Here is a 20,622-nt window from a genome sequence, read left to right on the forward strand (position 1 = left end):
ATCATATAGAGAGTGGCTGACGGTGGAATGCCGTCAGGTCGGCGGGATAGAATGCGGCATCGCGATAGCAGCTGTCGTCGATATCGAGCAGGCAGGTGATGGCGGCCGCTTCCCATGACCAGTAGCCTGAAAATGAGGTGTCGCGCTCGTGGCTGCCATAGTAGGGTTCGCGGCGGCTGGCGTCATACCATTTTTCCAGGTAGTCCAGCATCAATGCCGGACGCGCCTGTTTTTCTGCCGCGAATATCTTGAGTGTCTTGAAATAGGGCAGGTGGCGCGTGCATGCTGGCCAGGCGGTCTCCCTGCCATCGACGGAAAATGCCAGCAGGCGTTCGATCAGCCCATCTTTTTCAGGGTTGTTGAAATCGATGACAGGCGCCAGGCGCGGTAGCAAATTGCCCCAACCCAGGAGAATGCCAAGGCAGATCATCCGGTTGACCTGCTCGTAGCCGTTACCAGGCAGGGCGAAGTGGGGAAACCCCTGTTCCACAGCGCCGGCCTGCACGTCAAAAGCCCTGTCATAGCTGGCAAACTCTTCCCAGTACTCCAGTATCGTGGGGTACAGCGCGCGCAGATCGGCTGTCGTATGACCAGCGCTGTAAGCCAGGCTGAGCAGGTCGATGCCATCCCATGCCCGCTGGCGCGTGGCCGTCATGAAGTTTTCTGGCGGGATATTTTGCAGTACTTCAGCAGGCTGTTGCAAGCCTGCCTCCAACATGTCGAAGCACTCGTCCTGGCTGTCTTTGCTTTCAAGGTAAATCGCGTAGGACAGCAGCGGTTCCCTGCGCCTCGCCAAAAAAGTGTGTTCGTCCAGAGTCTGCATGCTTACTCCCGAAAATCCGTGTCATGGCAGGGCTGTTTGCTTTCGACATGTCCGACATCGTCCGCCGCATTCATATCTATGCTGGTATAACGGTTTTCCTCGCGCAGTGCACGCCCATACGCAACGATATCTGTCGGGTAGGCGAAATGATCGATACCGCTGTCATCGAGGTCAAGTAAAAAAATCGTCGCACCCGCTTCAAATGCCCAGTAACCGTAATAGGGAGCGTAGCCTTCGTCCCGGATTCTCAGATGCCCGTCATACCAGCGGGGATGATTTTTCATGGCCGGATACCACTGTCTCAGGTATTTTTGGAGCAGGTCGAGCGTGGCCTTCTCATCTTCCTTATAGAACACTTGCAATAGCGTGCTATAGGGCTTGCCGATGATACAGGTGTCGAGGGCTTGTCCATCCTCCACATACCCGTCAATCAATTGTTCGAACAGGCCATCGCGGCCACGGTGACTGCGTAGCATGTAGATGATGCGTTTAACCGAATGATGGTCGCGCAGAAGGATGGCAATGCTGAGTAGTTGCAGTGTGTCCTGATAGTCGGAAAGAATGGAGAAATCTGGCGCTCCACTGTATTCGTAAGGCCCATAATCTGGAAACTCGAGCGCTGCTTCCTGTTGACAGAATTGATCGACCTTATTCCACTCTTCAAACTTATCCACGATGTCTGCGATGCGCGGCGCCAGTGCAGCGATCGGCACGCCCGCAGTATAGTCGAGCATCCATATCCAGAACGCTTCTAAATATAAAAACTGATGCACTGAAGAATTTTCCAGCGTCGAATCGGCTATTTTTTTGTTTTCAATGCCCCCATTAATTAACGAAAATTGATTTACCCTCGTTTTGTTATAAAGATCTTCGTAGAGAAATTGCTGTCGGCGACGCATGTCGAACGGGGTTGTCATCATTGTTTTTCCGTCGTTCTTTCTGATTGCTGGCGCAGCTCGGCGCTGGGCCAGTCGCTGATTGTGTTAGATGGAAAATGGGCTATTGTTCTTCACTCCAATGCCAGATGGTTTCACCGTATGCAGCATCATCAAAAACAGGCATGATTTGGCCCTGCTCAAAATGGCTGCGGCTGTGTAACTTTGCTGGGGTTTCCCAGAAACCTGTTTGAGGGCAGGGCTGGCCACCCTCGACGCGTCCCTTGCGTATCAGTGGTTCTGTTTCCTGACTGGTGTAGCGGCCTTCTTCCCATAATGTTCGCGCATAGTCGACCAGATCTTTGGGGTAGACCAGATGGTCGATCTGGCTGTCGTCCAGGTCGAGTATAAAGACGGTCGCACCCGCTTCAAAGGCCCAGTAACCGTAATACGCGGCATAGCCTTCCTCGTTGATGTTGAGATGCTCATCGTACCAGCGTGGATGATTTTTCATGGCTGGATACCACTGCTTCAGGTATTTTTGAAGCAGGATCAAGCTAGCTTCCTCATCTTCCTCATGGAATACTCGCAGCAGGGTGTTGTAGGGTTTGTTAATAATGCAGGTGTCCAGGTCTTGAATGTCCTCGACATATGCGCCAATCAATTGCTCGAACAGCCCATCGTGGCCACGGTGGCTGCGCAGCACGTGGATGATGCGTCGCACCGAACGCTGATCGCGCAGCAGGATGGCGATGCTGAGCAGTTGTAGTGTGTCCTCATAGTCGGAAAGGGTGGAAAACTGCGGCGCACCCTCGTATCCATATGGCCCATCTTCTGGAAAATCGAGCGCCGCTTCCTGCTGATAGAGTTGATCGACTTCATTCCATTCTTCAAATTTATCCACGATACCCGTGATGCGCAGCGCCAGTGTCTCGATTGGCTCACCAGCGGTATAGTCGAGCATCCAGATCCAGAATTCTTCTAAATACAAAAACTGGTAAATGACAGTTTGACTTTGTGTCGACTCAGCGATATTTTTTTTGAGAAATTGTCCTTCAAATAATTCGAGTTGGTTTTTTCGCGTGTTATGGTAAATGTCTTCATGGAGAAATTTTTGCCGGCGCCGCGCATTGAATGGACTGGTACTCATTGTTTTCCTGTAAGCTAAACACCGTGGAACGTTAATTTATCTCAGCGCTGACGAATTTCGAGGGAGGCATCCCCATGCTGTCATGGAGGCTACTGTTCCGTACTCCAATACCAAATGGTTTCTCCATATTTAGAATCATCGAAAACTGGCATTCTGTCACCTTGCTCAAAATGGCTACGGCTGTGTAGCTTTGCCGGGGTTTCCCAGAAGCCGGTTTGCGGGCAGGGCTGGCCGCCTTCGACACGGTGGGCACCTGTCACATCTTCCACATCGATACTCGTATATCGATTTTCTTTACGTAACTTGCGCGCATAGTCAACGAGGTCTTTTGGATAGACCAAATGGTCTATGTCACTGTCATCGAAGTCAAAAACAAAAACCATTGCAGCTGCTTCAAATGCCCAATAACCATAATATGGCGCGTAGCCTTCATCGCTGATTCTGAGGTGACCGTTGTACCAGCGAGGATGGTCCTTCATCGCCGGGTACCATTGTTTCAAATATTTCTTGAGTAAATTTCGTGCCGAATTTTCATCATCTTCATAAACTGTCTGCAGCAAGACATCGTACGGTTTGCCAAGTACGCAAGTGTCGATCATGATCGCATCCTCCACATAGGCGCTAATCAGTTCCTCGAACAAGCCATCCTGTCCACGGTGGCTGCTTAGTATGCGTATGATGCGACTGACCGAACGCTGGTCACGCAATAATATAGCGATACTTAATAATTGCAGAGTATCTTCATAATCGGAAAGGTCGCCGAAATTTGGTGCTGCCCGATATTTATACGGGCCATATTCAGGATATTTCGATAATATTTCCTTCTGATGGATTTGATCGACTTCATTCCACTCCACAAACTTGTCCACGATGCCATGCAGGCGTGGTGCGAGGTCCTCTATGGGCATGCCCGCAGTGTAATCCAGTAGCCAAATCCAGAAATTTTCAAGATACAAAAAATTGTAAGCCAGACTGAGATCTGCCGCGGATTCAGCCGATTCCTTATTTTTCTGTTGGACTTGTATCAGGGCAAGCGAATTTTCCAGAGTTTTTTCATACAGTTCCTGGTAAATGAATTGCTGGCGGCGGCGATCATGGAATGGAATGTTTTGCATTTATTTCCCAGGATTTCGTTTGGGGGACTTCGGTTTTTCCTGTTTGTCTTTAGGTTTTTCTTGTCCCGCAGGTTTTTCGGAAGATAATTTTGTCGCTACTTCACGCAAATCTGCTACTCGATCAATTTCCAGATGGTCAAATTCATCAGTTATTCCATGCGTTTTTTTGTGTTTGTCATGTATTTTTATATTGTAATGGTCGTTTGATTTCATCAATTCCCATATGGCTTCCATGTGTTCGAAAATTCCCGGTGCGGCCGTTAATTTAAGTTTCCCTGTAGGATGTGCTGCCGTAACAAATGGATTGGTCAGGGCTGCAGTTCCAAGCATCAGATATACCCAGCGGTTTTTGAAATTGCTGGACGTGACCATTGCAGGATTATTCGTGCTTTTGGTAATCCATTTTTTCCCCATCTGTGTTCCCTTTTTAGGCTCCCCAAGCAACGCCCATAAAGTTAACTGTCGGTCATTTAACGATGCCGGCGCACGCGGGATTTTCCCATTTGCCATATTTTTTTTCAGCCGTCCGTGCAGGCTGTACACGCTTTCAGTAAATTTGGCTTCGATGAAGTGATAGGTAGTCGTGTCGGTCTGCCAGATCGTATCGACGCCTGACAGTGTCACCTTGGCCAGGTCTTCCGGCACCAATTCGGTGGGGCGCTTGTGTTTGCTGTCGGGGCCGACAATGCGTGGATATTTGCTGCGCCATTTACCGTGGATGTTGCCGTGTGGCCAGTCACCTGTTTTCTTGAGCACATGATCCATATGGTAGTAGTCGGCCATATGCTCACCAACCAGTCCCCGCGGCCCAAATTTGATTTCAGACAGCAATTCGCGAATCGGCCGCGACGTATTCTTCACCGGCGCGGTGCCGCCGTCGCTGCTCTGGCGGTGCGATTCGTCCACGGGTTTGTGTTCCTTGCCCTTGCCCGGCGAGTCCCGTTCTTTGGTTTTTGCTTTGGCATCCATGCCCTTGGACTTTTTATCGGCGCTGATCGTGGGCGATTTGAACTGGGCGTTGGCGCTGTGCGGATGCGTGTTGCCTGGCTTGTGATTGTGCCTGGCCGCCGTATTGGCGCCGGTACCGGCTGCGACGGCGATTTTTTTTGCCGCCCATAACGCGTCTTCGCCCAGCATGTCCTCGATCAAGTCCTGCAACGCCTTGGCGCCTTGCGCAATACCGGCTTTGAGCGGGCCGCGCACCGCTTCGACTTGCGGTTTCATGTCGCGCGCCAGATGCTGCAAGTCCGACGGCAGCCACCAATGGCTGGTCGACAGGTAGCCGAGCAATTGCACGCAATTGTCCAGCGCGCTCATCGCCGTGCTGATTGCCAGCTGGGTGTTTTGCGCCCACTGGAAAGTTTTCAGGAATTTGATCGCGGCGCCCTTGCTCTTGCCCAGCATGGCTTCGATCATGACATTGCCGCCAGCGGCCGCCGCGCCTACCTCCTTGCGGTACTTGCGCAAAGGCTTGATGATGGTCTTGAACAGGCTGCCGACTTCCGGAATGCAGCCGAACGCCGCCAACGCCATGTCGACCCAGTCATCGCGGGTCGCGCGCGACACGCCTTTCCTGCCGACGCGGTAGATGATGCCCGAGACATCGCGCACGTCCATCACCTGGTCAACCACGGGGATCAGGGAAATGGCGCCGCCGACGATCATGGCGGCCTTGCCCTGGTCATCCTCAAAGTCGCCGAGGATCAGGTCCTTGAAAAATTCGACAATCTCGTCGACAAAATTCTGGCTCATGGCTTGGGCTCCGGCTTACTGGTTTTTCGGGCCGCCTCCAGCAATGCCGATGCCTGTTTCAGCTGCTGCCTCGCTTGCTGCAAACGGGGTTCCGCTACCAATGGGGGCGCCACCCAGTCGCGCTGGTCTTCGCCATATTCAATGTGATAGGCGCCGGGAGGAATGTTTTCGAGGCGGGCATGGCCCTTGTCGTTGAGCAATCCACTCAGCGACGTGCCATTGGCGAACGTGATTTTGTAGGGCGAGTTCATGACAGGCTCGAGATCGCCATAATGCAGGTTCAGCTCGACTGCCCGGCCCAGGTCGGCCGCATTCGGCATCGCCGGCAAGGTAGGCTGGCTGCTTGCCGGCCCCGTCAATTCCTTCATGCTGGCGTTGAAATCGATTTTTCCGGGGCCGTGCAGCATGATGTTGCCGCCTTCGAGGCGGATGTACGCGCCCTGGGCCGTCATCAGGATGTGCTGTTTGGCCGCCGCCGTGACGCTCTTGGCGGTGCTGCTGACGGTGATCGCCTTGTCCGCCGTCAGCCGTGTCGCATCGGACTGGCTTTGGCTGCTGACCTTGCCGCTGGCCGCATGCAGGCGGATGCCCGTTTCCTGGTTGGGCTTGTCCTTGCTGCTGGCCTTGCCGTAGGTGAACAGGCCGATGCCCTTGCCCAGCGCGTACAGGCTGTTGCCCTGCGCCGCGAAGTTGAGATCGGCGCCAGCCGCCAGACTGCCATTGCCGCCGGCGACCAGCACGGCGCTGGCCGGCGTGGTGGCGGCGATGCCGGACGGGCTGGACAATTGCAGCAGCGGGTCGCCATACGCGCTGGCCTGGCCTTCGCCGCCCGCCGCCTGCTGGCCCTGGCCCGCAGCGGCGGCGCCCTCGGCCGTCGCTCCCAAGACCTCGATGCTGTGCTGCATCTGGGCGAGGGCGGGGAGTTGGGCGGCCTGGGGCGGCGTCTCCGGCTGGTCCGGCGTGGCCGGGGGCTTCGGGGCGGCTGTCCCGGCGGTATCCGGGCTGGCCATCTCGAGCGCGAAATGTTTTTGCGCCTGCTCAGCCAGCGAGGTCTGCAGTTGCAAGCTGTGCGTGAGCTGTTCCAGCGCTTCCTTCGCATCCATGTGACTGCCGCTGGCGTCGCGGCCATGCGCCGACAGCAGCATGCCCGCGCCCGCGCGCAGGGCGGCGCTGTGTTCCGTTTTCAGCTCGGCGCCGAAGCCGGCAGGCGCCAGCCGCTGGTTGTCGCTCTGGTGGCGCAAATGGCCCAGGTTCAGTTCGGCCGTGCCCTGATGGGGGCCGGCGTGGCGCTGCAGGGCCACGCGGCCCTGGCCCGGGCTGTCGTCGAATACCAGCTGGCTGTAGGCGCCGCCGCCGCCCTGGCTCGTTGGCAATGCCTGTGTCTTGATGCCCGACAAGGCGGCCGGATGGGCATGGGCGCCGGCCTGGCCGGGAAACCAGGCCGGCGCGTTGCCCGTCGCCGCGCCCGTGCCCTGGCTGACCTGGTTGTTTTGCGCGTCGGCCTGGCCGCGGCCGTTGTACAGCGTGCCGATGACGACGGGGCGGTCGATATTGCCTTCCAGGAAATCGACGAGCACTTCCTGGCCCACGCGGGGCAGGGCGTTGCTGCCCCAGTTGGCGCCGGCGACGGGCGCCAGCGGCGTGGCCACCCTGACCCAGGTGCCGGCGCTGTCGTCGCCGGGCGCACCCGTGTGGCCGTCGGCGGCCGGGTGCGCCAGCCGGCTATGGCTTTGCGCCCCGCGCTGCCAGTGGAATTGCACTTTGATGCGATGGTCGCGGTCCGTGTGCAGCTGGGCGCCGGCCGGGCCGACGACGATGGCCGTCTGCTGACCCATGATGACGGGGCGCGGATGCAGCAACTGGCCGTGGCCGTTGGCATAGCTGCTGCGGTAGGGGATCTTGCTGCGGATGGCGTCGATGCGGTTGCGGTAGGGCGGGCGTTCGCTGATGGAGTCGCCGACGGCGTGCAGGCTGCCGGCCGCCTCTTCGCCGATCAGCGCGTCGAGCAAGCCCCGGCCGAAGCGCTGCAGCATGCCGCCGCCCAGTTCCGCATCGAGGTTGTTATGCATCAGGTGTACCGTGCGGGTGACGAGGAAGGTCGCTGCGTCGCCGCCACCCGCCGCATCCGTTTGCGCCTGGCCGCTCAGGGTAAACGTGGTGCCGGGCGCCAGGGTGCGCACGGTGCCGGCGCCGGTAAACACTTCCCTGGACGCCGTCAGCGCCTGCAACTGGCGCTCGGCCAGCCGTTGGCCGTGCTCGCGCGACGGGTAGGCATAGGCGCCGGGCGCGTCGCGGCTGACCAGCGCCATCGTTCCGTCATGGGCGCCAGCGGCGCTGATGGGCCGTCCGCCCAGCGCGCGGTAGTCCCAGCTGGACAGTTCGATGCCGTTGGTTTGCTGGCGCAGCTGCATGCGCCAGCGGTCCATCGTGTCTTGCGGCATGACGGCGCCGGGCTGGCTGTAGGCGATGCTGGCCTGGGCGCTGGGCTTGAAGCTGCCGTTGTGATCGGCGATGACGAGGGTGTGGCTGCCCAGGCTGGGGCTGCCCGCGTCGCCCGTGTGTTCGGCATAATAAAACAGGCCTTCCTCGCTCATCAGCCGCTCGGCAAAGGCCCAGTCGCTTTCCTGGTACTGGCTGCAGATGCTGCGTTTCGGATAAGCCGCGCGGTCGAGCAGGTCGAAGCGCCAGGCTGGCGCCAGCATGCCCTGGCCCTGGTAGCGGGTAAAGACGACTTCGAGGATGTCCGGTACCGCCAGGTCCTGGAAGACGCGGCTGTCGCGGCCGTGTGCCAGGAAGGCCGTCCACGGCTGCATGGTCAGGTTGTAGCGGGCAAAGCCGCCGTTCGCCCCCGCCAGTTCGGCCGCGGTGACATGGCCGTGGAAAGGGCGCCAGTTCTCGGCGCCGGCGGCCGTGCGCAATTCCAGCAGGATGGGCTGGCCGATCAGCGACTTGAGAGGAATGGCCGCATCGAGCGACAGGGCGGCGATGTGGAAGACATAGCCCAGTCCCAGTCCTTCCTCGCCGCGCACGCATTCGGCCAGCAGCTTGTCCGGACCCAGCGGCGTGCTCAGCTTCAGCAGGCGCGTGGCCTGGCTGTAGACGTTGGCGACGGGTGCTTCACCGGCTGACGACGACGCGCTTGCTTGGACCAATTCGGACATGGATTGGAACTCCGTGTGGCGAGATGAGTGTGCTTGCAATTAATTCAATGATTTACTTATAAGATTACACCTTAGAAATAGTGATTTAACAAGCGCGATTCAATTGAATCGTGCGCCAGGGCCTGTCGTTCGGTGCCGTGTGGGCTGTTTTCTCCCCATCAGGTAGAGTGCGGATCTTGCCAATTCCACCATTGAGAAAATTGTGCAACAACCGGAGCAAGAATGAATACGATGCAATGCGTGGCCGCTACCGCGCTGTGTGCCAGCCTGTCGCCCGCCATGGCGGCATCTCCCCCGGCCGCACCGCCGTTCCTTGACGTGCTCGTTTCTCAGTACGCCAGTTGCGTCAAGCCTGCCTATCAACAGGCCAAGCTGCTGGTGCAGGACGGGACGGGGCGCTACCAGATCGACGTCAAGGGAGAGGCCTACACGGTCGAATTGCAGGAACGCATGGGCTTTTCGCTGCAGGCGGGCATAGGCGGTCCCGTGGCGGCCGTCGTCAAGCTGGACCGGCCACCGAAGGGACAGTTCGAGGAGCAGGCGCGCTGGCGCGAACGCTGGCTGCGCGACGTGGCCGAACGCAGCGGCGTGGCGCTGGACGAGCGGTCGCTTGCGGGCGGCGCGCGCCTGCTGGCCGTGAACAAGAGCGAGATCAAGGGTAACTATGTGGGGCAGTCCCTGCTGATCGATCCTGCACGGCAGTTGTTCATCGATATGGCGTGGCCGAACACGCTGGACATCTATCGTGGCCCCGACGGCCTGCGGCATGTTCGAGAAGTGCAGGACGACGTCTGGCAGCGCCTGCTGTCTTGCCCGCCGCCTGCGTGACGCTGGCGGCCACCGCATACCCCTACTGCACGCACGCGCATAGACAAATAATAATGATTCTCATTTATAATGCGGGCAATGGGGTAGCGTGGGCTGGCGCCATGGCGCCACGGGCGGTGAAGGAGGGCATGATGGGCAGTGTGTATGGCAACGAGGACGTGATCGCGCACGAGCATCGCGTGCTGATGGGCGAGTATGGCCGCGCGCAGGCGCGCTGCAGTGCGCAATTGGCTGCGCAGGCGGCTCGCATCGCGCAGCTTGAATCGGAATTGATGCGCGCGCGGGCGCAGGTCGTGATCCGCGATACCAGGCTGGCGCTGGCGCGCGACGAACTGGCCGAACTGGCGGCCAGCGTGCCGGGCTTGCCGACGCGTGCCAGGCTGGCGCGCAAGGTCGAGTGGCTCGGTGAGCGCGTGCAAGACCTGATGCGCGAGCTGTTGCGCCTGCAGTGGCTGCCCGCGCCCGTCTTGCAGGCCGACGTGCGCGAAAAAGCCGTGCTGTATGTGGGCAGCTATCTGGAGCAGAATGCGGGCCGACCGGCCGCCGGCGCCAACGTGGCGCAGCTGGTCATCGAGCAGGCGGGCGGGCGCTTCCTGCACCACGCGGGCGGCGACGCTGGCGCCGACGACGTGGCGGCGCTGGAAGCGGGCCTGGTGGCGGCCGACCTGGTGATTTGCCAGACGGGCTGCGTCAGCCACGACGCCTATTGGCGCGTGCATGACCACTGCAAGCGCACGGGCAAGCAGTGCGTGCTGGTGGACCAGCCTCAAGCCATGCATTTCGTGCGCAAGGAAGCGCTGCTCACCTGAACTCTTTTTATCGCTGGCGCTGCAGCGGCCAGAGGCGCCGCACGGTCTGCCGCTGCACCTCTTCCGATTGCAGGCCCAGCGCCGGCTTGACCAGGTCGCTGCGACTGACGATGCCGATCAGGCGCAAGGTCCTGGCGTCGCTGACGACGGGCAGGCGTTCGAGTTCGTGCACGGCCAGGCGGGTCGCCAGGGCGCGGCACGTTTCATCGGCCAGGGCGACGACCGACATGTTCACGCCAAACAGCTCGCCGGCCGTCAGGTCGCCGTTGCCGGGCAGGCGCTCCAGCAGGGTAGGGCGGTCCAGCATGCCGACGAGCGCGCCGTCGCGTGTGACCGGGAAGGCGCGATGGCGCTGCGTCTCGCCGAAATGGCTGGCCAGCACGTCGGCAAGGCGCGCGCCGGCGTCGATGCTGAGCGGCGCTGGCGTCATCACTTCGGCCACGCTATGGCGTTCCATGGGGTCGATGCCGTACTCGCGGTAGATATGGTAGCCGCGGCGGGCGATCTTTTCCGTCAGGATGGAGCGGTGCATGGTGGTCACGGTGAAGGCATAGGCGACTGCCGACGCGGCCATCACGGGCAGCAGCGCATTGACGTCGTGCGTGAGTTCAAACGCGAAGGCCACGGCCATGATGGGCGCGCGCATCATGCCGCCCAGGGTGGCTGCCATGAAGACGAGCGGCCAGATGGCAGGCTCGCTGCCGGGCAGGTAGGGACCCAGCAGGGCGCCCAGGCCGGCGCCCAGCATCAGCAGCGGCGCCAGCACGCCGCCCGAGGTGCCCGAACCGAGGGCCAGCAGCCAGATCACGGCCTTGACGGCCAGCAGCGCGAGCAGCGCACCGGCCGCGATATGGTTGTGCAGCAGGTCGGCGATCACGTCATAGCCCACTCCCAGCGCGCGCGGCTGGAAATAGCCGCCGATGCCCACGGCCAGGCCGCCGATGGCCGGCCACCACATCCAGTGGCATGGCAACCGGTGAAACAGGTCTTCCACGCGGTACAGCGACGTCGACAACAGCCAGGCCAGCGCGCCGCACAGCAAGCCGGCGATCAGGCAAGACAGCAATGCCGATGGCGGCAGCGCCGCGCTATGCAGCGGGAACAGGGGGCCGCTGTCGATCAGCACGGGGCGCAGGAAGCCGGCGATGACGCAGGCAATCGCCACTGGCGCCAGGCTGCGCGGCCTCAATTCAAACAGCAGCAGTTCCACGGCCAGCAGCAGCGCCGCCACGGGCGTGCCAAATACCGCCGTCATGCCTGCCACGGCGCCTGCCACGAGCAGGGTCTTGCGCTCGGCCGCGCTCAGGTGAAAGTGCTGCGCCAGCAGCGAGCCGACGGCGCCGCCCGTCATGATGATCGGCCCTTCGGCGCCGAACGGACCGCCGCTGCCGATGGCGATGGCCGACGCCAGCGGCTTGAGCACGGCCACCTTGGGCGACATCAGGCTTTTCTTGAACAGGATCGCCTCGATGGCTTCGGGAATGCCGTGCCCGCGTATCTGCTCCGTGCCGTAGCGGGCGATCAGTCCGATGACGAGGCCGCCGAGCACGGGCACGACGATGACCCAGATGCCCAGCGCGTGGCCGGCTGGCGACGTGAAGTCGGTCGATAATTTTTGGAAGAAAAACAGGTTGCTGAAGAAGTGGATCGCGCGCAGCAGCACCCAGGCCGTCACGGTGCTCAGTGCGCCGACCACGATGGCGAGACCGGAGATGAGGATCAGCCGCGCCTGGCCATCGAAGTCGCGCCGCGTATCGTATTTATGCATGGCCGTCTCCCGCCAGCTTCGGGATGGTGAACACGCCTTCGAGGGACAGCAATTCTGTGCGGTGCAATTGCGCCAGCTTGGCCAGCATGGCTTCACCGTCGGCCAGCAGGTGGATTTCGACACGGCGCCGGTCGGCGCTGCTGTGACGGCGCTCCACCAGACCCGATGCCTCGCAGCGCGTGACCAGCGCCACGACGCCGTGCGGCTTCGCCTGCAGCCGTTCAGCCAGTTCGCCCACCGTGGCCCAGTCGCGGCCCGGGTATCCCTTGATATGCAGCAGCAGCAGGTATTGCAGCGGCGTGATGCCGTGCGCCTGGATCACGTCGTCGGAGAAGCGCTCGAAACGCCGCATCTGATAGCGAAATTCCGACAGGGTCGTAAAGTCATGTTTGCCAAGTGTGGCGGGAGGGGCAAGGGGCATCGCGGCGGCCTGGTGAGAGAAAGGCGTCAAATATATCACAACGTGATATAAATGGCCGGAAAGCCTTTCCCTGAAAAGTTTATGTTCAGGCGGGGATGCCGATGCCCGCGCCGTATCCGGCCCGCGCCGTTTCGCGCAGCAGGGTGGGTTGCGACAGGTGCTGGATCATGTGGCCGGCGTCGGGCAGCAAGGTCAGTTCGCTGTTGTCCAGCTCATCGTGCAGGCGCGCGGAATGGTGGCTGGCGCTGACGATCGCATCCTCGCGTCCGGCCACGATGGACACGGGCATGCGCAGTTCCGGGTAGTGTTTGCGCAGCACCGCCGCGCTCGGTATCATCATGGCCGTTTCTTCAGCCTCGGCGCGCAACTGGCCGGGACGCAGCATCATCCACGGCGACAGGCGCTTGAAGCTGTCCGGCACTGCCGAGGGCGCGAACGCGCGTTTGACCGACAGGGGCCACATCAGGCGACCCAGCAGGGGCGACACGGTATGGCTGAGCACATCGCCGATGACGGGGATGGCCGGCGTTGCCGTCAGCACATCGAAGCGCACGCTGGGATAGTAGTAGCCGGAAGCGAGCACCATGGCTTGCACCAGGTGCGGGTGCTGCAGGGCCATCGAGATCGCCACCAGGGTGCCCCAGGAGTGCGCCAGCACGACGGCGCGGCTCACGCCCAGCCGCTCCAGCGCAGCGGCCAGCAGCGCGGCCTGGGCGGCCGGTGTCCACAGCGTGCCGCGCGGCCGGCTGCTGTAGCCGAAGCCGGGCCGGTCGAAGGCGATCACGCGGTGCGTGCGCGCCAGCTGCTCGAACAGGCCCGCATGGCGAAAATCCTCCGCGATCACGCCATTCCCATGCAACAGCACGATGACGTGACCTTCGCCCTGGCTCAGGTAGTGCAGGCGTGTGCCGTGCACGTCGAGAAAATGGCCTGCGGGCGGATGCGCGCGCTCCGCCTGCCGGCTGCGGTTGCGGACAAACAGCCACGCGGCGCCCAGGGCCAGCGCGCCCAGGGTCCAGCCCCTACGTGCCTGTGCCCGTGCCGGCGCGCCTTTCGCAACAACGGCGTTCATGTCTTTTTTCATGCTGTGCCCCTGTTAGGGAGTCAGGCATCCATGATGCCCATGGCAGGCCGCCGGCGCGATAGGCGTTCTGCGGTGCCTGGCGTAGGAAAAACGCCCGCTCGCCTTTGCCGCGAGGCGCTGCCCGGCGGGGCTTGAGGCACAATGGGCGCCTTGACTGTTGACGAAAGCGCCCATGCTGTCCCTGCAAATCGGTCCCCTGGCCCTGCCCACGGGCCTCGTCCTGTTATTCGTTGCCCTGTGCGTCGCCTACGGCGCGGCGTGGTGGCTGCGCAGATCCCGCCGGCTGCCGGACGCCAGCCCCCTCGTTTCCGACATGCTGATCGCCGGCCTGCTGGCGGCGCGGCTGGCCTTCGTCCTGCGCTGGCATGAACAGTACCTGGCCGCTCCCTGGTCCATCATCAATATCCGCGATGGCGGCTTTCTGGCGCCGGCCGGCATCGCCGCCGCGCTGGCCATCGCCGCATGGCGTTGCCGGTGTCCCGCCATGGCGGCCATGCGCCGTCCGCTGGCCGTCAGCGTGGCCTCCGGGGCGCTGGCCTGGGGTGCGTTGAGCGCAGGGCTCTCGCTGGCCTACGACAAGCCGACGGCCTTGCCGGCCGTGGCGCTGCAGGCGCTCGATGGCGCGCCCGTGACCCTGGCGGCGCTGGCCGGCGGCAAGCCGCTGGTGGTGAATCTGTGGGCCAGCTGGTGCCCGCCATGCCGGCGCGAGATGCCCGTGCTGGCCGCCGCACAGCAGGCACGTGCCGATATCGTTTTCGTGTATGCGAACCAGCGCGAGGATGCGGCTGCCGCCAGCGCTTTCCTGGACAGGAGCGGCGCCACCCTGCGCAATGTGGTGCTCGACAGCGGGGCGGCGCTGGGCAAGGCGGCCAGTTCCTCGGCCCTGCCCACCACCCTGTTTTATGACGCGCGAGGACGCCTGGTCGACACGCACCTGGGCGAATTGTCCGATGCCTCGCTGGCCAGCAAGCTGCAAAAGATCGCGCCGGCGCCTTGACGCGGCCGCCACCGTTTCTGATAGTATACCCCCCTATAGTATTTATCGAAGTGAAATCATGGGACACACGGCGCACAACAAGACCAAGCTGCTCAATCGCGTGAAGCGTATCCGGGGGCAGGTGGAAGGCCTGGAGCGGGGCCTGGAAGAAGGGCGCGACTGCGGCGAAGTGCTGCAGCTGATCGCCGCCGTGCGCGGCGCCGTCAATGGCCTGATGGCCGAAGTCATCGAAGAACACTTGCGCGAGCACGTGGCCAGTCCCGATATCTCCGGCGACGAGCGGGCCAGGGGCGCCGACGACATCGCGGGCATCCTGCGCACCTACCTCAAATAAGGAGAACGGCATGCAAACGCAATCCCTCGGCGAAGACCTCTCCGCCTGGCAGCACGAACACGTTTTTGACAGCAGCAATGGCAAGGCCGAACGCCGCGCGCGCATCGTCATGTGGATCACCCTGGCCACCATGGCGCTGGAAATCGTCGCCGGCTGGTGGTACAACTCCATGGCCCTGCTGGCCGATGGCTGGCATATGAGTTCGCACGCGCTGGCCATCGGCCTGGCCGCGTTTGCGTATGCTGCCGCGCGCCGCTATGCGCGCGACTCCCGCTTCGCCTTCGGCACGTGGAAGATCGAGGTGCTGGCCGGCTACACGAGCGCCATCCTGCTGCTGGGCGTGGCCGTGCTGATGGTGGCCGCTTCCGTCGAACGCCTGTTCTCGCCGCAATCCATTCACTATCCTCAGGCCATGGCGGTGGCGGCCTTCGGCCTGGTGGTCAACCTCGTGTGCGCGCTGATCCTCGGCGGGCATCACGACCACGACCATCATCATGACCACGGCCATGGGCATGACCATCACGATCACCACGACCACCATGGCCATGGCGAAGACCTGAACATGAAAGCCGCGTACATCCACGTGCTGGCCGATGCCGCCACGTCCGTGCTGGCCATCGTCGCGCTGGCCGGCGCGTGGGCTTACGGCTGGCAGTGGCTCGATCCCGTGATGGGCATCGCGGGCGCCGTGCTGGTGGCCCTGTGGGCGAAAAAGCTGATGCAGGAGACGGGCAAGGTCTTGCTGGACCGCGAGATGGATCACCCCGTGGTGGATGAAATCCGCGAGGCCGTGGAAGTGGAAAGCGCCGGCGACACGCCGCGTATCGTCGACCTGCACGTGTGGCGAGTGGGCAAGCAGCTGTACTCGTGCGCCTTGTCCGTCGTCAGCCGCGACCCCGCGCTGACAGGCGCCGAGCTGCGCGCGCGCATCGGCATCCACGAGGAGATCGTCCACAGCACCATCGAGATTATTCGCCGTCCTTGACAATGATGGTGAAACAAGCCCGCTGATGCGGGGCGTAGGCAGTATAATGTCGGCTTTTACAGCACGCGCTGTTCACCAGACAGAGAATAAAATGAGCACATTACCACCATGCCCGCAATGCAAATCCGAATTCACGTACGAAGACGGCAGCCAGTTGATCTGCCCTGAATGCGCGCATGAATGGTCGGCCACGGCTGGCGAAGCGGTCGAAGAGGGCGCCAAGGTATACCGCGATTCGGCTGGCAACATCCTGCAGGACGGCGACACGGTCAGCGTCATCAAGGACTTGAAATTGAAGGGCGGCGGCGGTGTCGTCAAGATGGGCACCAAGGTCAAGAACATCCGCCTGGTCGACAGCGATCACGATATCGACTGCAAGATCGACGGCTTCGGTTCCATGAGTCTGAAGACGGAATTCGTCAAGAAGGTCTAAAGCTTTTACCCCTAACACGGCGCGCCGGTTTCATTCCTGCGCGCCGTTTTTTTTATTCTGACGCCATGCAAATCGATACCATCCGCCAGCGCCTGCGCGCCTTGGGCGCCAAGCCCCTGCACGAACAGCGCGTGCTGCGCGACTGGATACAGGGGCAGCCGCACGACCAGGGCCGGCGCCGCGCCGAAGATTTTTTGCCCCTGCCCGTGCGCGATGCCCTGCCTGCGCTCGACCTGGAATTGCAGGGCATGCTGAAGCTGCTCAGCACCCATCCGGGGGCCGACGGTTCCGCGCGCCTGCTGGTGGGACTGCACGACGGCCAGACGGTGGAGAGCGTGCTGCTGCCGCGCGACGGCTTGTGCGTATCGAGCCAGGTCGGTTGCGCCGTCGGCTGCCAGTTCTGCATGACGGGCCGCGACGGCTTGATCCGGCAAGTGACCAGCGGAGAAATTGTCGCCCAGGTGGTGCTGGCGCGCACCATGCGTCCCGTGAAAAAAGTCGTCTTCATGGGCATTGGCGAGCCGGCGCATAACCTGAACAATGTGATGGAAGCGATCGAACTGCTGGGCACCGAGGGCAATATCGGCCACAAGAACCTCGTGTTTTCCACGGTGGGCGACCCGCGCGCCTTCGAGCGCCTGCCGCAAGGCAGGGTCAAGCCGGCGCTGGCCCTCTCCTTGCACACGACCAAGCCGGAGTTGCGCGAACAGCTGCTGCCGCGCGCGCCCAGGCTCACTCCGCGCGAACTGGTGGACTTCGGCGAGTCGTATGCGCGCCTGACCGGCTACCCGGTGCAGTATCAATGGACCCTGATGGAAGGCGTCAACGACGGTGACGATGAGATGGATGGCATCGTGGAACTCCTAAAGGGCAAGTACGCGGTGCTGAACATGATCCCGTATAACACCATAGCCGACTTGCCGTTCAAGCGCCCCAGCTGGGAAAAGGCGCGTGCGATTGCCGCCGCCCTGCACGAACGCGGGGTGCTGACCAAATTGCGCGATTCGGCCGGTCAGGACGTGGAGGGCGGCTGCGGGCAGTTAAGGGCGCGCGAAGCGAAGGGCAAGGTCATTCCCATCCGCGCCAGCGTGGCGGCGTAGGTCGGATTAGCGGGAACCGCGTAATCCGACATTGCGAGGCCAATAATGGTGCCGGATCACACCCCGCCCAGCAAATCGTTTTCATTCAATATCGCAAACGCTATCTCGGGGTGCGCGGCCAGGCAGCGGCGCACGGCGGCGGGAATGGCGGCGCGCGTCTTGCGGCACAGGCCGGGCCGCTCCAGCAGGCGGATCTGGAAGCCGCGCACGGTGCGCACTTCGCCGCTGCCCGGTGTAATCTGCAATTCCACGCCCAGGTTTTTCTGCAACAGCAGCTGCAGCTTCCGCAACTGCGCATGGGTGGCGATACCCTCGATGTGCGCCAGCAGGCGCTTTTCTTCCGTCAGGTTCAGGCGCAGGATGGACAGGTCCGCCTGCGCATCGTCGAGCAGGCGCTCGCGCTCGCAGTCGCACAACTGCGGCGGACACTCCTTGCGGACTTCAAAGTCGACGATACGCATGTACGGCTTCCAATGGCAACCCCGGATGTCAAGTATCATCCGCCATCTGGCGCATGTCAATCAGCGCGGGCTGACGATCAGGCGGCATGAGCGGCCTTCCGTCGAGACGAAGTGGGCGGTCCCATGCTGGCACACAATCGTGCGCCGCCTTGACCGCGTGTCTTGGCGCGCGTGCCGCCCTGTGTTGTAATGTTGATCATCCCGACTGAGCACGCAAGGCCATGAGAACCCGCATCAAGATTTGCTGCATCGCTTCCATCGACGAAGCACAACTGGCCATTGCCGCCGGCGCCGACGCACTGGGCTTGGTGGCGGCCATGCCGTCCGGCCCCGGCCCGATTCCCGACGCGCGCATCGCGCAGATCGCCGCCTGGACGCCGCCGCCCGTGGCCACGTTCCTGCTGACGTCCGAGACGACGGCGCAAGCCATCGCCGAACACGTGCGCGCCACGCAGCCATCGACCGTGCAGATCGTCGGCCATATCGACCCATGCGAGGTCGAGGAACTGGCGGGCTTGCTGCCGCACGTGCGGCGCGTGCAGGTGATCCACGTGGAGGGGCCCGAGGCTTTGGCGTTGATCCCCGCCTACGCGCCCCACGTCCATGCTTTCCTGCTCGACTCGGGGCGTCCCGGCGCGGCGGTGCCGGAACTGGGCGGCACGGGCCGCACGCACGACTGGTCCGTCAGTGCTCGCTTCGTGCGCGCCAGCCCCCGTCCCGTTTTTCTGGCCGGCGGCCTCGATGCGAACAATGTGATGGAAGCGCTGCGCCAGGTGCGCCCCTACGGCATCGACCTGTGCTCGCGCGTGCGCACGGATGGCCAGCTCGACGTCATGAAGCTGGCCTTGCTGATGGCGGCCGTGCGCGACGTGGATGCGGCGCTGTATGCGGAGGGTTAAGCGGCCGGCAGGCTGGCCATTTCGCGCACGAATGCTTCCGTAAACGCGGCCACCATGCCGCTGGCCGCGCGCGGCAAGATCAGGCCCACGACGGAGTGCGACTCCTCGTCCGGCAGCGCGATAAAACGTACGCCCGGCGGCGCCACCAGGCGCATGCTGTCCGGGACGATGGCGATGCCCATGTTGGCCTCGATGAGGTTCAGCTGCGACGTCTTGCGCGACAGGGCGCGCGCCGCCTTCGGGAAGAAGCCCTGCGCCAGGCACAGGCCCGCCACCAGGTAGCTGAGGCCTCCCCGGTCCTTGTGCGGGATCGAGACGAACGCTTCGTCGCGCAGGGCGGCTATCGTCGTGCGCTCCAGCGCGGCCAGCGGCGACATCGCCGACACGGCCACCACCAGCTTTTCCGCAAACAGTTCGCGCACGACGATGTTGGCATGCTTGCGCAGGGTGGGCAGGCGCACGAGGCCCAGATCGGCGCGGCCTTCCTCGATGTCGGCCGCCTGGTTTTCCGACGATCCCTTTGACACATCGAGCGAAACGCCGGGGAACTGCGCCAGCAGGCGGTTCAGCACGGCGCCGATGGCGGGCGTCAGGGTAACGGAGCTTGAATGCAGCAGGCGGATGATGCCTTGCGCGCCTTGTCCCACGTGGCGCGTCTGGCGCACGGTTTCTTCGATGTCGTCGAGGATGCGTTTGGCCCGTTCATAAAAGACCTGTCCTGCGGGCGTGAGCTCGATATGGCGTGCGTCGCGCGTCAGCAGCAGGGCTTGCACCTCGCCTTCCAGCTCCTTGATTTGCCGGCTCAGGGCCGACTGCGCGATGTACAGCTTTTCCGCCGCGCGCGAATAGCTGCCCGCATCGACGACTTCGACAAAGTAGCGGAACTGTCTGATGGAAATCAATCGTATGCCTTTTCGAGATCGGAGACTGCCTGATTTGATATTGGCCCGGCCCCGCCGTTCGCGGTACAGTGGCCTCGTCTGCTGTCACTGCAAAGGAAAGACCATGCTGGAATTGATCGGGGTGCTGGGACTGCTCGTCAGTATTATCGTAAAACTGATTTTCGTCCAGATTGGCGGTAGCGGTAGCGGCAAAGAAGATTAATATGCCAGGGTCGCGACGTAGGGTGCGGGCAGGGGCAAGGCATGCGAGCGGCAAGCCGGTGCTGCCCCATCCCATTCCACCAATTGTAAACCTGCCCACTTGAGCGCCGCCTCGCGCGCCGTCCACGCTTGCGCCAGCGCCAATGGGCGCTGCTCGGCGGGGCAGGCGGCTAGTGCTTCGGCCACCTGCGGCCCCAGATAATCGCGCGCCAGAATGAACCAGTCGGGGATGTCCTGTACCCGCATCACGTCGATGCCGACAGGGCCATGCAAGCCGATGGCGGCCAGCGAGATTCCCTCATCATGGCTGAACGACAGTCCCGCAACGCCGCCGGGAAACAGCAGGTGGGGAGGGGCGCCCGGCGTCGACTCCACCGAGATGGTCTCGATATCCAGCTTCAGCCACTGTGCGACGGCCTCGCGCGCGGCATCGCGGATGCGTAACCGGGCCTCCAAGCGCGGCAGCACGGCGGCGATGCCGATCACCAGCACGCCATCCCCCAACCGGAGCACCGTAAAAGCCA

Annotated in this window: 20 protein-coding genes; 8 read left to right on the top strand and 12 right to left on the bottom strand. The window is 62.2% G+C overall.

Features of this window, described 5'->3' with window-relative positions; genetic code table 11:
- Position 1: 1 nt before the first annotated feature.
- The 6 genes from ASN89_RS00410 to ASN89_RS00435 form a co-directional block, all read right to left on the bottom strand.
- Complete coding sequence (locus tag ASN89_RS00410) at positions 2-823, bottom strand: PoNe immunity protein domain-containing protein (protein WP_058047883.1); 822 nt, start codon at positions 821-823, stop codon at positions 2-4.
- Positions 824-825: 2 nt separating this feature from the next.
- Positions 826-1,743 (bottom strand): PoNe immunity protein domain-containing protein, encoded by a 918-nt coding sequence (locus ASN89_RS00415; protein ID WP_058047884.1) that lies wholly within the window; start codon positions 1,741-1,743, stop codon positions 826-828.
- Between the two features lie 79 nt (positions 1,744-1,822).
- On the bottom strand, positions 1,823-2,848 hold the full coding sequence (locus ASN89_RS00420; protein ID WP_058047885.1) for a PoNe immunity protein domain-containing protein: 1,026 nt from the start codon (positions 2,846-2,848) through the stop codon (positions 1,823-1,825).
- Positions 2,849-2,937: 89 nt separating this feature from the next.
- Positions 2,938-3,963, bottom strand: a complete 1,026-nt coding sequence (locus ASN89_RS00425; protein WP_058047886.1) for a PoNe immunity protein domain-containing protein — start codon at positions 3,961-3,963, stop codon at positions 2,938-2,940.
- Positions 3,964-5,715, bottom strand: coding sequence for a hypothetical protein (locus ASN89_RS00430; protein ID WP_058047887.1), 1,752 nt, complete (start codon positions 5,713-5,715; stop codon positions 3,964-3,966). It lies immediately after the preceding gene.
- Entirely contained in the window at positions 5,712-8,876 is a 3,165-nt protein-coding gene (locus ASN89_RS00435) for a type VI secretion system Vgr family protein (protein WP_082654328.1), read from the bottom strand. Before ASN89_RS00435 ends, ASN89_RS00430 begins: the two co-directional genes overlap by 4 nt.
- Positions 8,877-9,098: 222 nt before the next feature.
- Between ASN89_RS00435 and ASN89_RS00440 the strand changes: the two genes are divergently transcribed.
- Together ASN89_RS00440 and ASN89_RS00445 are read left to right on the top strand one after the other, a co-directional pair.
- A complete protein-coding gene (locus ASN89_RS00440; RefSeq protein WP_058047888.1) occupies positions 9,099-9,704 on the top strand; it encodes a hypothetical protein in 606 nt (201 codons plus the stop codon).
- A gap of 272 nt (positions 9,705-9,976) precedes the next feature.
- Positions 9,977-10,513 (top strand): DUF2325 domain-containing protein, encoded by a 537-nt coding sequence (locus ASN89_RS00445; protein WP_058047994.1) that lies wholly within the window; start codon positions 9,977-9,979, stop codon positions 10,511-10,513.
- Positions 10,514-10,520: 7 nt separating this feature from the next.
- Here the strand turns inward: ASN89_RS00445 and ASN89_RS00450 are convergent, their stop codons facing one another.
- The 3 genes from ASN89_RS00450 to ASN89_RS00460 form a co-directional block, all read right to left on the bottom strand.
- Positions 10,521-12,281 (bottom strand): chloride channel protein, encoded by a 1,761-nt coding sequence (locus tag ASN89_RS00450; RefSeq protein ID WP_058047889.1) that lies wholly within the window; start codon positions 12,279-12,281, stop codon positions 10,521-10,523.
- Positions 12,274-12,702, bottom strand: coding sequence for a MarR family winged helix-turn-helix transcriptional regulator (locus ASN89_RS00455; protein ID WP_046683605.1), 429 nt, complete (start codon positions 12,700-12,702; stop codon positions 12,274-12,276). The genes ASN89_RS00450 and ASN89_RS00455 overlap by 8 nt, the downstream gene beginning before the upstream one ends.
- 85 nt (positions 12,703-12,787) lie before the next feature.
- On the bottom strand, positions 12,788-13,774 hold the full coding sequence (locus tag ASN89_RS00460) for an alpha/beta fold hydrolase (RefSeq protein ID WP_161911725.1): 987 nt from the start codon (positions 13,772-13,774) through the stop codon (positions 12,788-12,790).
- Between the two features lie 184 nt (positions 13,775-13,958).
- On the opposite strand from ASN89_RS00460, the gene ASN89_RS00465 reads away from it, so the two are divergent.
- The 5 genes from ASN89_RS00465 to ASN89_RS00485 all read left to right on the top strand — a co-directional run bounded on the left by ASN89_RS00465 (position 13,959) and on the right by ASN89_RS00485 (position 17,635).
- The gene (locus ASN89_RS00465; RefSeq protein ID WP_058047891.1) at positions 13,959-14,783 is read left to right on the top strand and encodes a TlpA disulfide reductase family protein; all 825 of its coding nucleotides are present in this window, start codon (positions 13,959-13,961) and stop codon (positions 14,781-14,783) included.
- 58 nt (positions 14,784-14,841) lie between these two features.
- The gene (locus ASN89_RS00470) at positions 14,842-15,117 is read left to right on the top strand and encodes a metal/formaldehyde-sensitive transcriptional repressor (RefSeq protein WP_034784058.1); all 276 of its coding nucleotides are present in this window, start codon (positions 14,842-14,844) and stop codon (positions 15,115-15,117) included.
- Between the two features lie 10 nt (positions 15,118-15,127).
- Positions 15,128-16,102, top strand: coding sequence for a CDF family Co(II)/Ni(II) efflux transporter DmeF (gene dmeF, locus ASN89_RS00475; protein ID WP_058047892.1), 975 nt, complete (start codon positions 15,128-15,130; stop codon positions 16,100-16,102).
- A 91-nt stretch (positions 16,103-16,193) separates the two neighbouring features.
- Entirely contained in the window at positions 16,194-16,535 is a 342-nt protein-coding gene (locus ASN89_RS00480; protein ID WP_034756972.1) for a zinc ribbon domain-containing protein YjdM, read from the top strand.
- Between the two features lie 65 nt (positions 16,536-16,600).
- Positions 16,601-17,635 (top strand): RNA methyltransferase, encoded by a 1,035-nt coding sequence (locus tag ASN89_RS00485; protein WP_058047893.1) that lies wholly within the window; start codon positions 16,601-16,603, stop codon positions 17,633-17,635.
- Positions 17,636-17,691: 56 nt separating this feature from the next.
- Here ASN89_RS00485 and ASN89_RS00490 read toward each other — a convergent pair whose 3' ends face one another.
- Positions 17,692-18,096 carry a hypothetical protein gene (locus tag ASN89_RS00490; RefSeq protein ID WP_046683608.1) on the bottom strand — a complete coding sequence of 135 codons (405 nt, stop codon included), beginning with the start codon at positions 18,094-18,096 and terminating at the stop codon, positions 17,692-17,694.
- A 221-nt stretch (positions 18,097-18,317) separates the two neighbouring features.
- Here ASN89_RS00490 and ASN89_RS00495 point away from each other — a divergent pair, with 221 nt between their 5' ends.
- Positions 18,318-18,995 carry a phosphoribosylanthranilate isomerase gene (locus tag ASN89_RS00495; RefSeq protein WP_058047894.1) on the top strand — a complete coding sequence of 226 codons (678 nt, stop codon included), beginning with the start codon at positions 18,318-18,320 and terminating at the stop codon, positions 18,993-18,995.
- Here the strand turns inward: ASN89_RS00495 and ASN89_RS00500 are convergent.
- Positions 18,992-19,897, bottom strand: a complete 906-nt coding sequence (locus tag ASN89_RS00500; RefSeq protein WP_058047895.1) for a LysR family transcriptional regulator — start codon at positions 19,895-19,897, stop codon at positions 18,992-18,994. The two genes, ASN89_RS00495 and ASN89_RS00500, sit on opposite strands and share 4 nt — an antisense overlap.
- A gap of 198 nt (positions 19,898-20,095) precedes the next feature.
- Positions 20,096-20,611, bottom strand: a complete 516-nt coding sequence (locus ASN89_RS00505) for a 4'-phosphopantetheinyl transferase family protein (protein WP_160309288.1) — start codon at positions 20,609-20,611, stop codon at positions 20,096-20,098.
- Positions 20,612-20,622 lie beyond the last annotated feature (11 nt).

The sequence above is a fragment of the Janthinobacterium sp. Ant5-2-1 genome (assembly GCF_001445815.1).
Taxonomy (GTDB): domain Bacteria; phylum Pseudomonadota; class Gammaproteobacteria; order Burkholderiales; family Burkholderiaceae_D; genus Janthinobacterium; species Janthinobacterium lividum_E.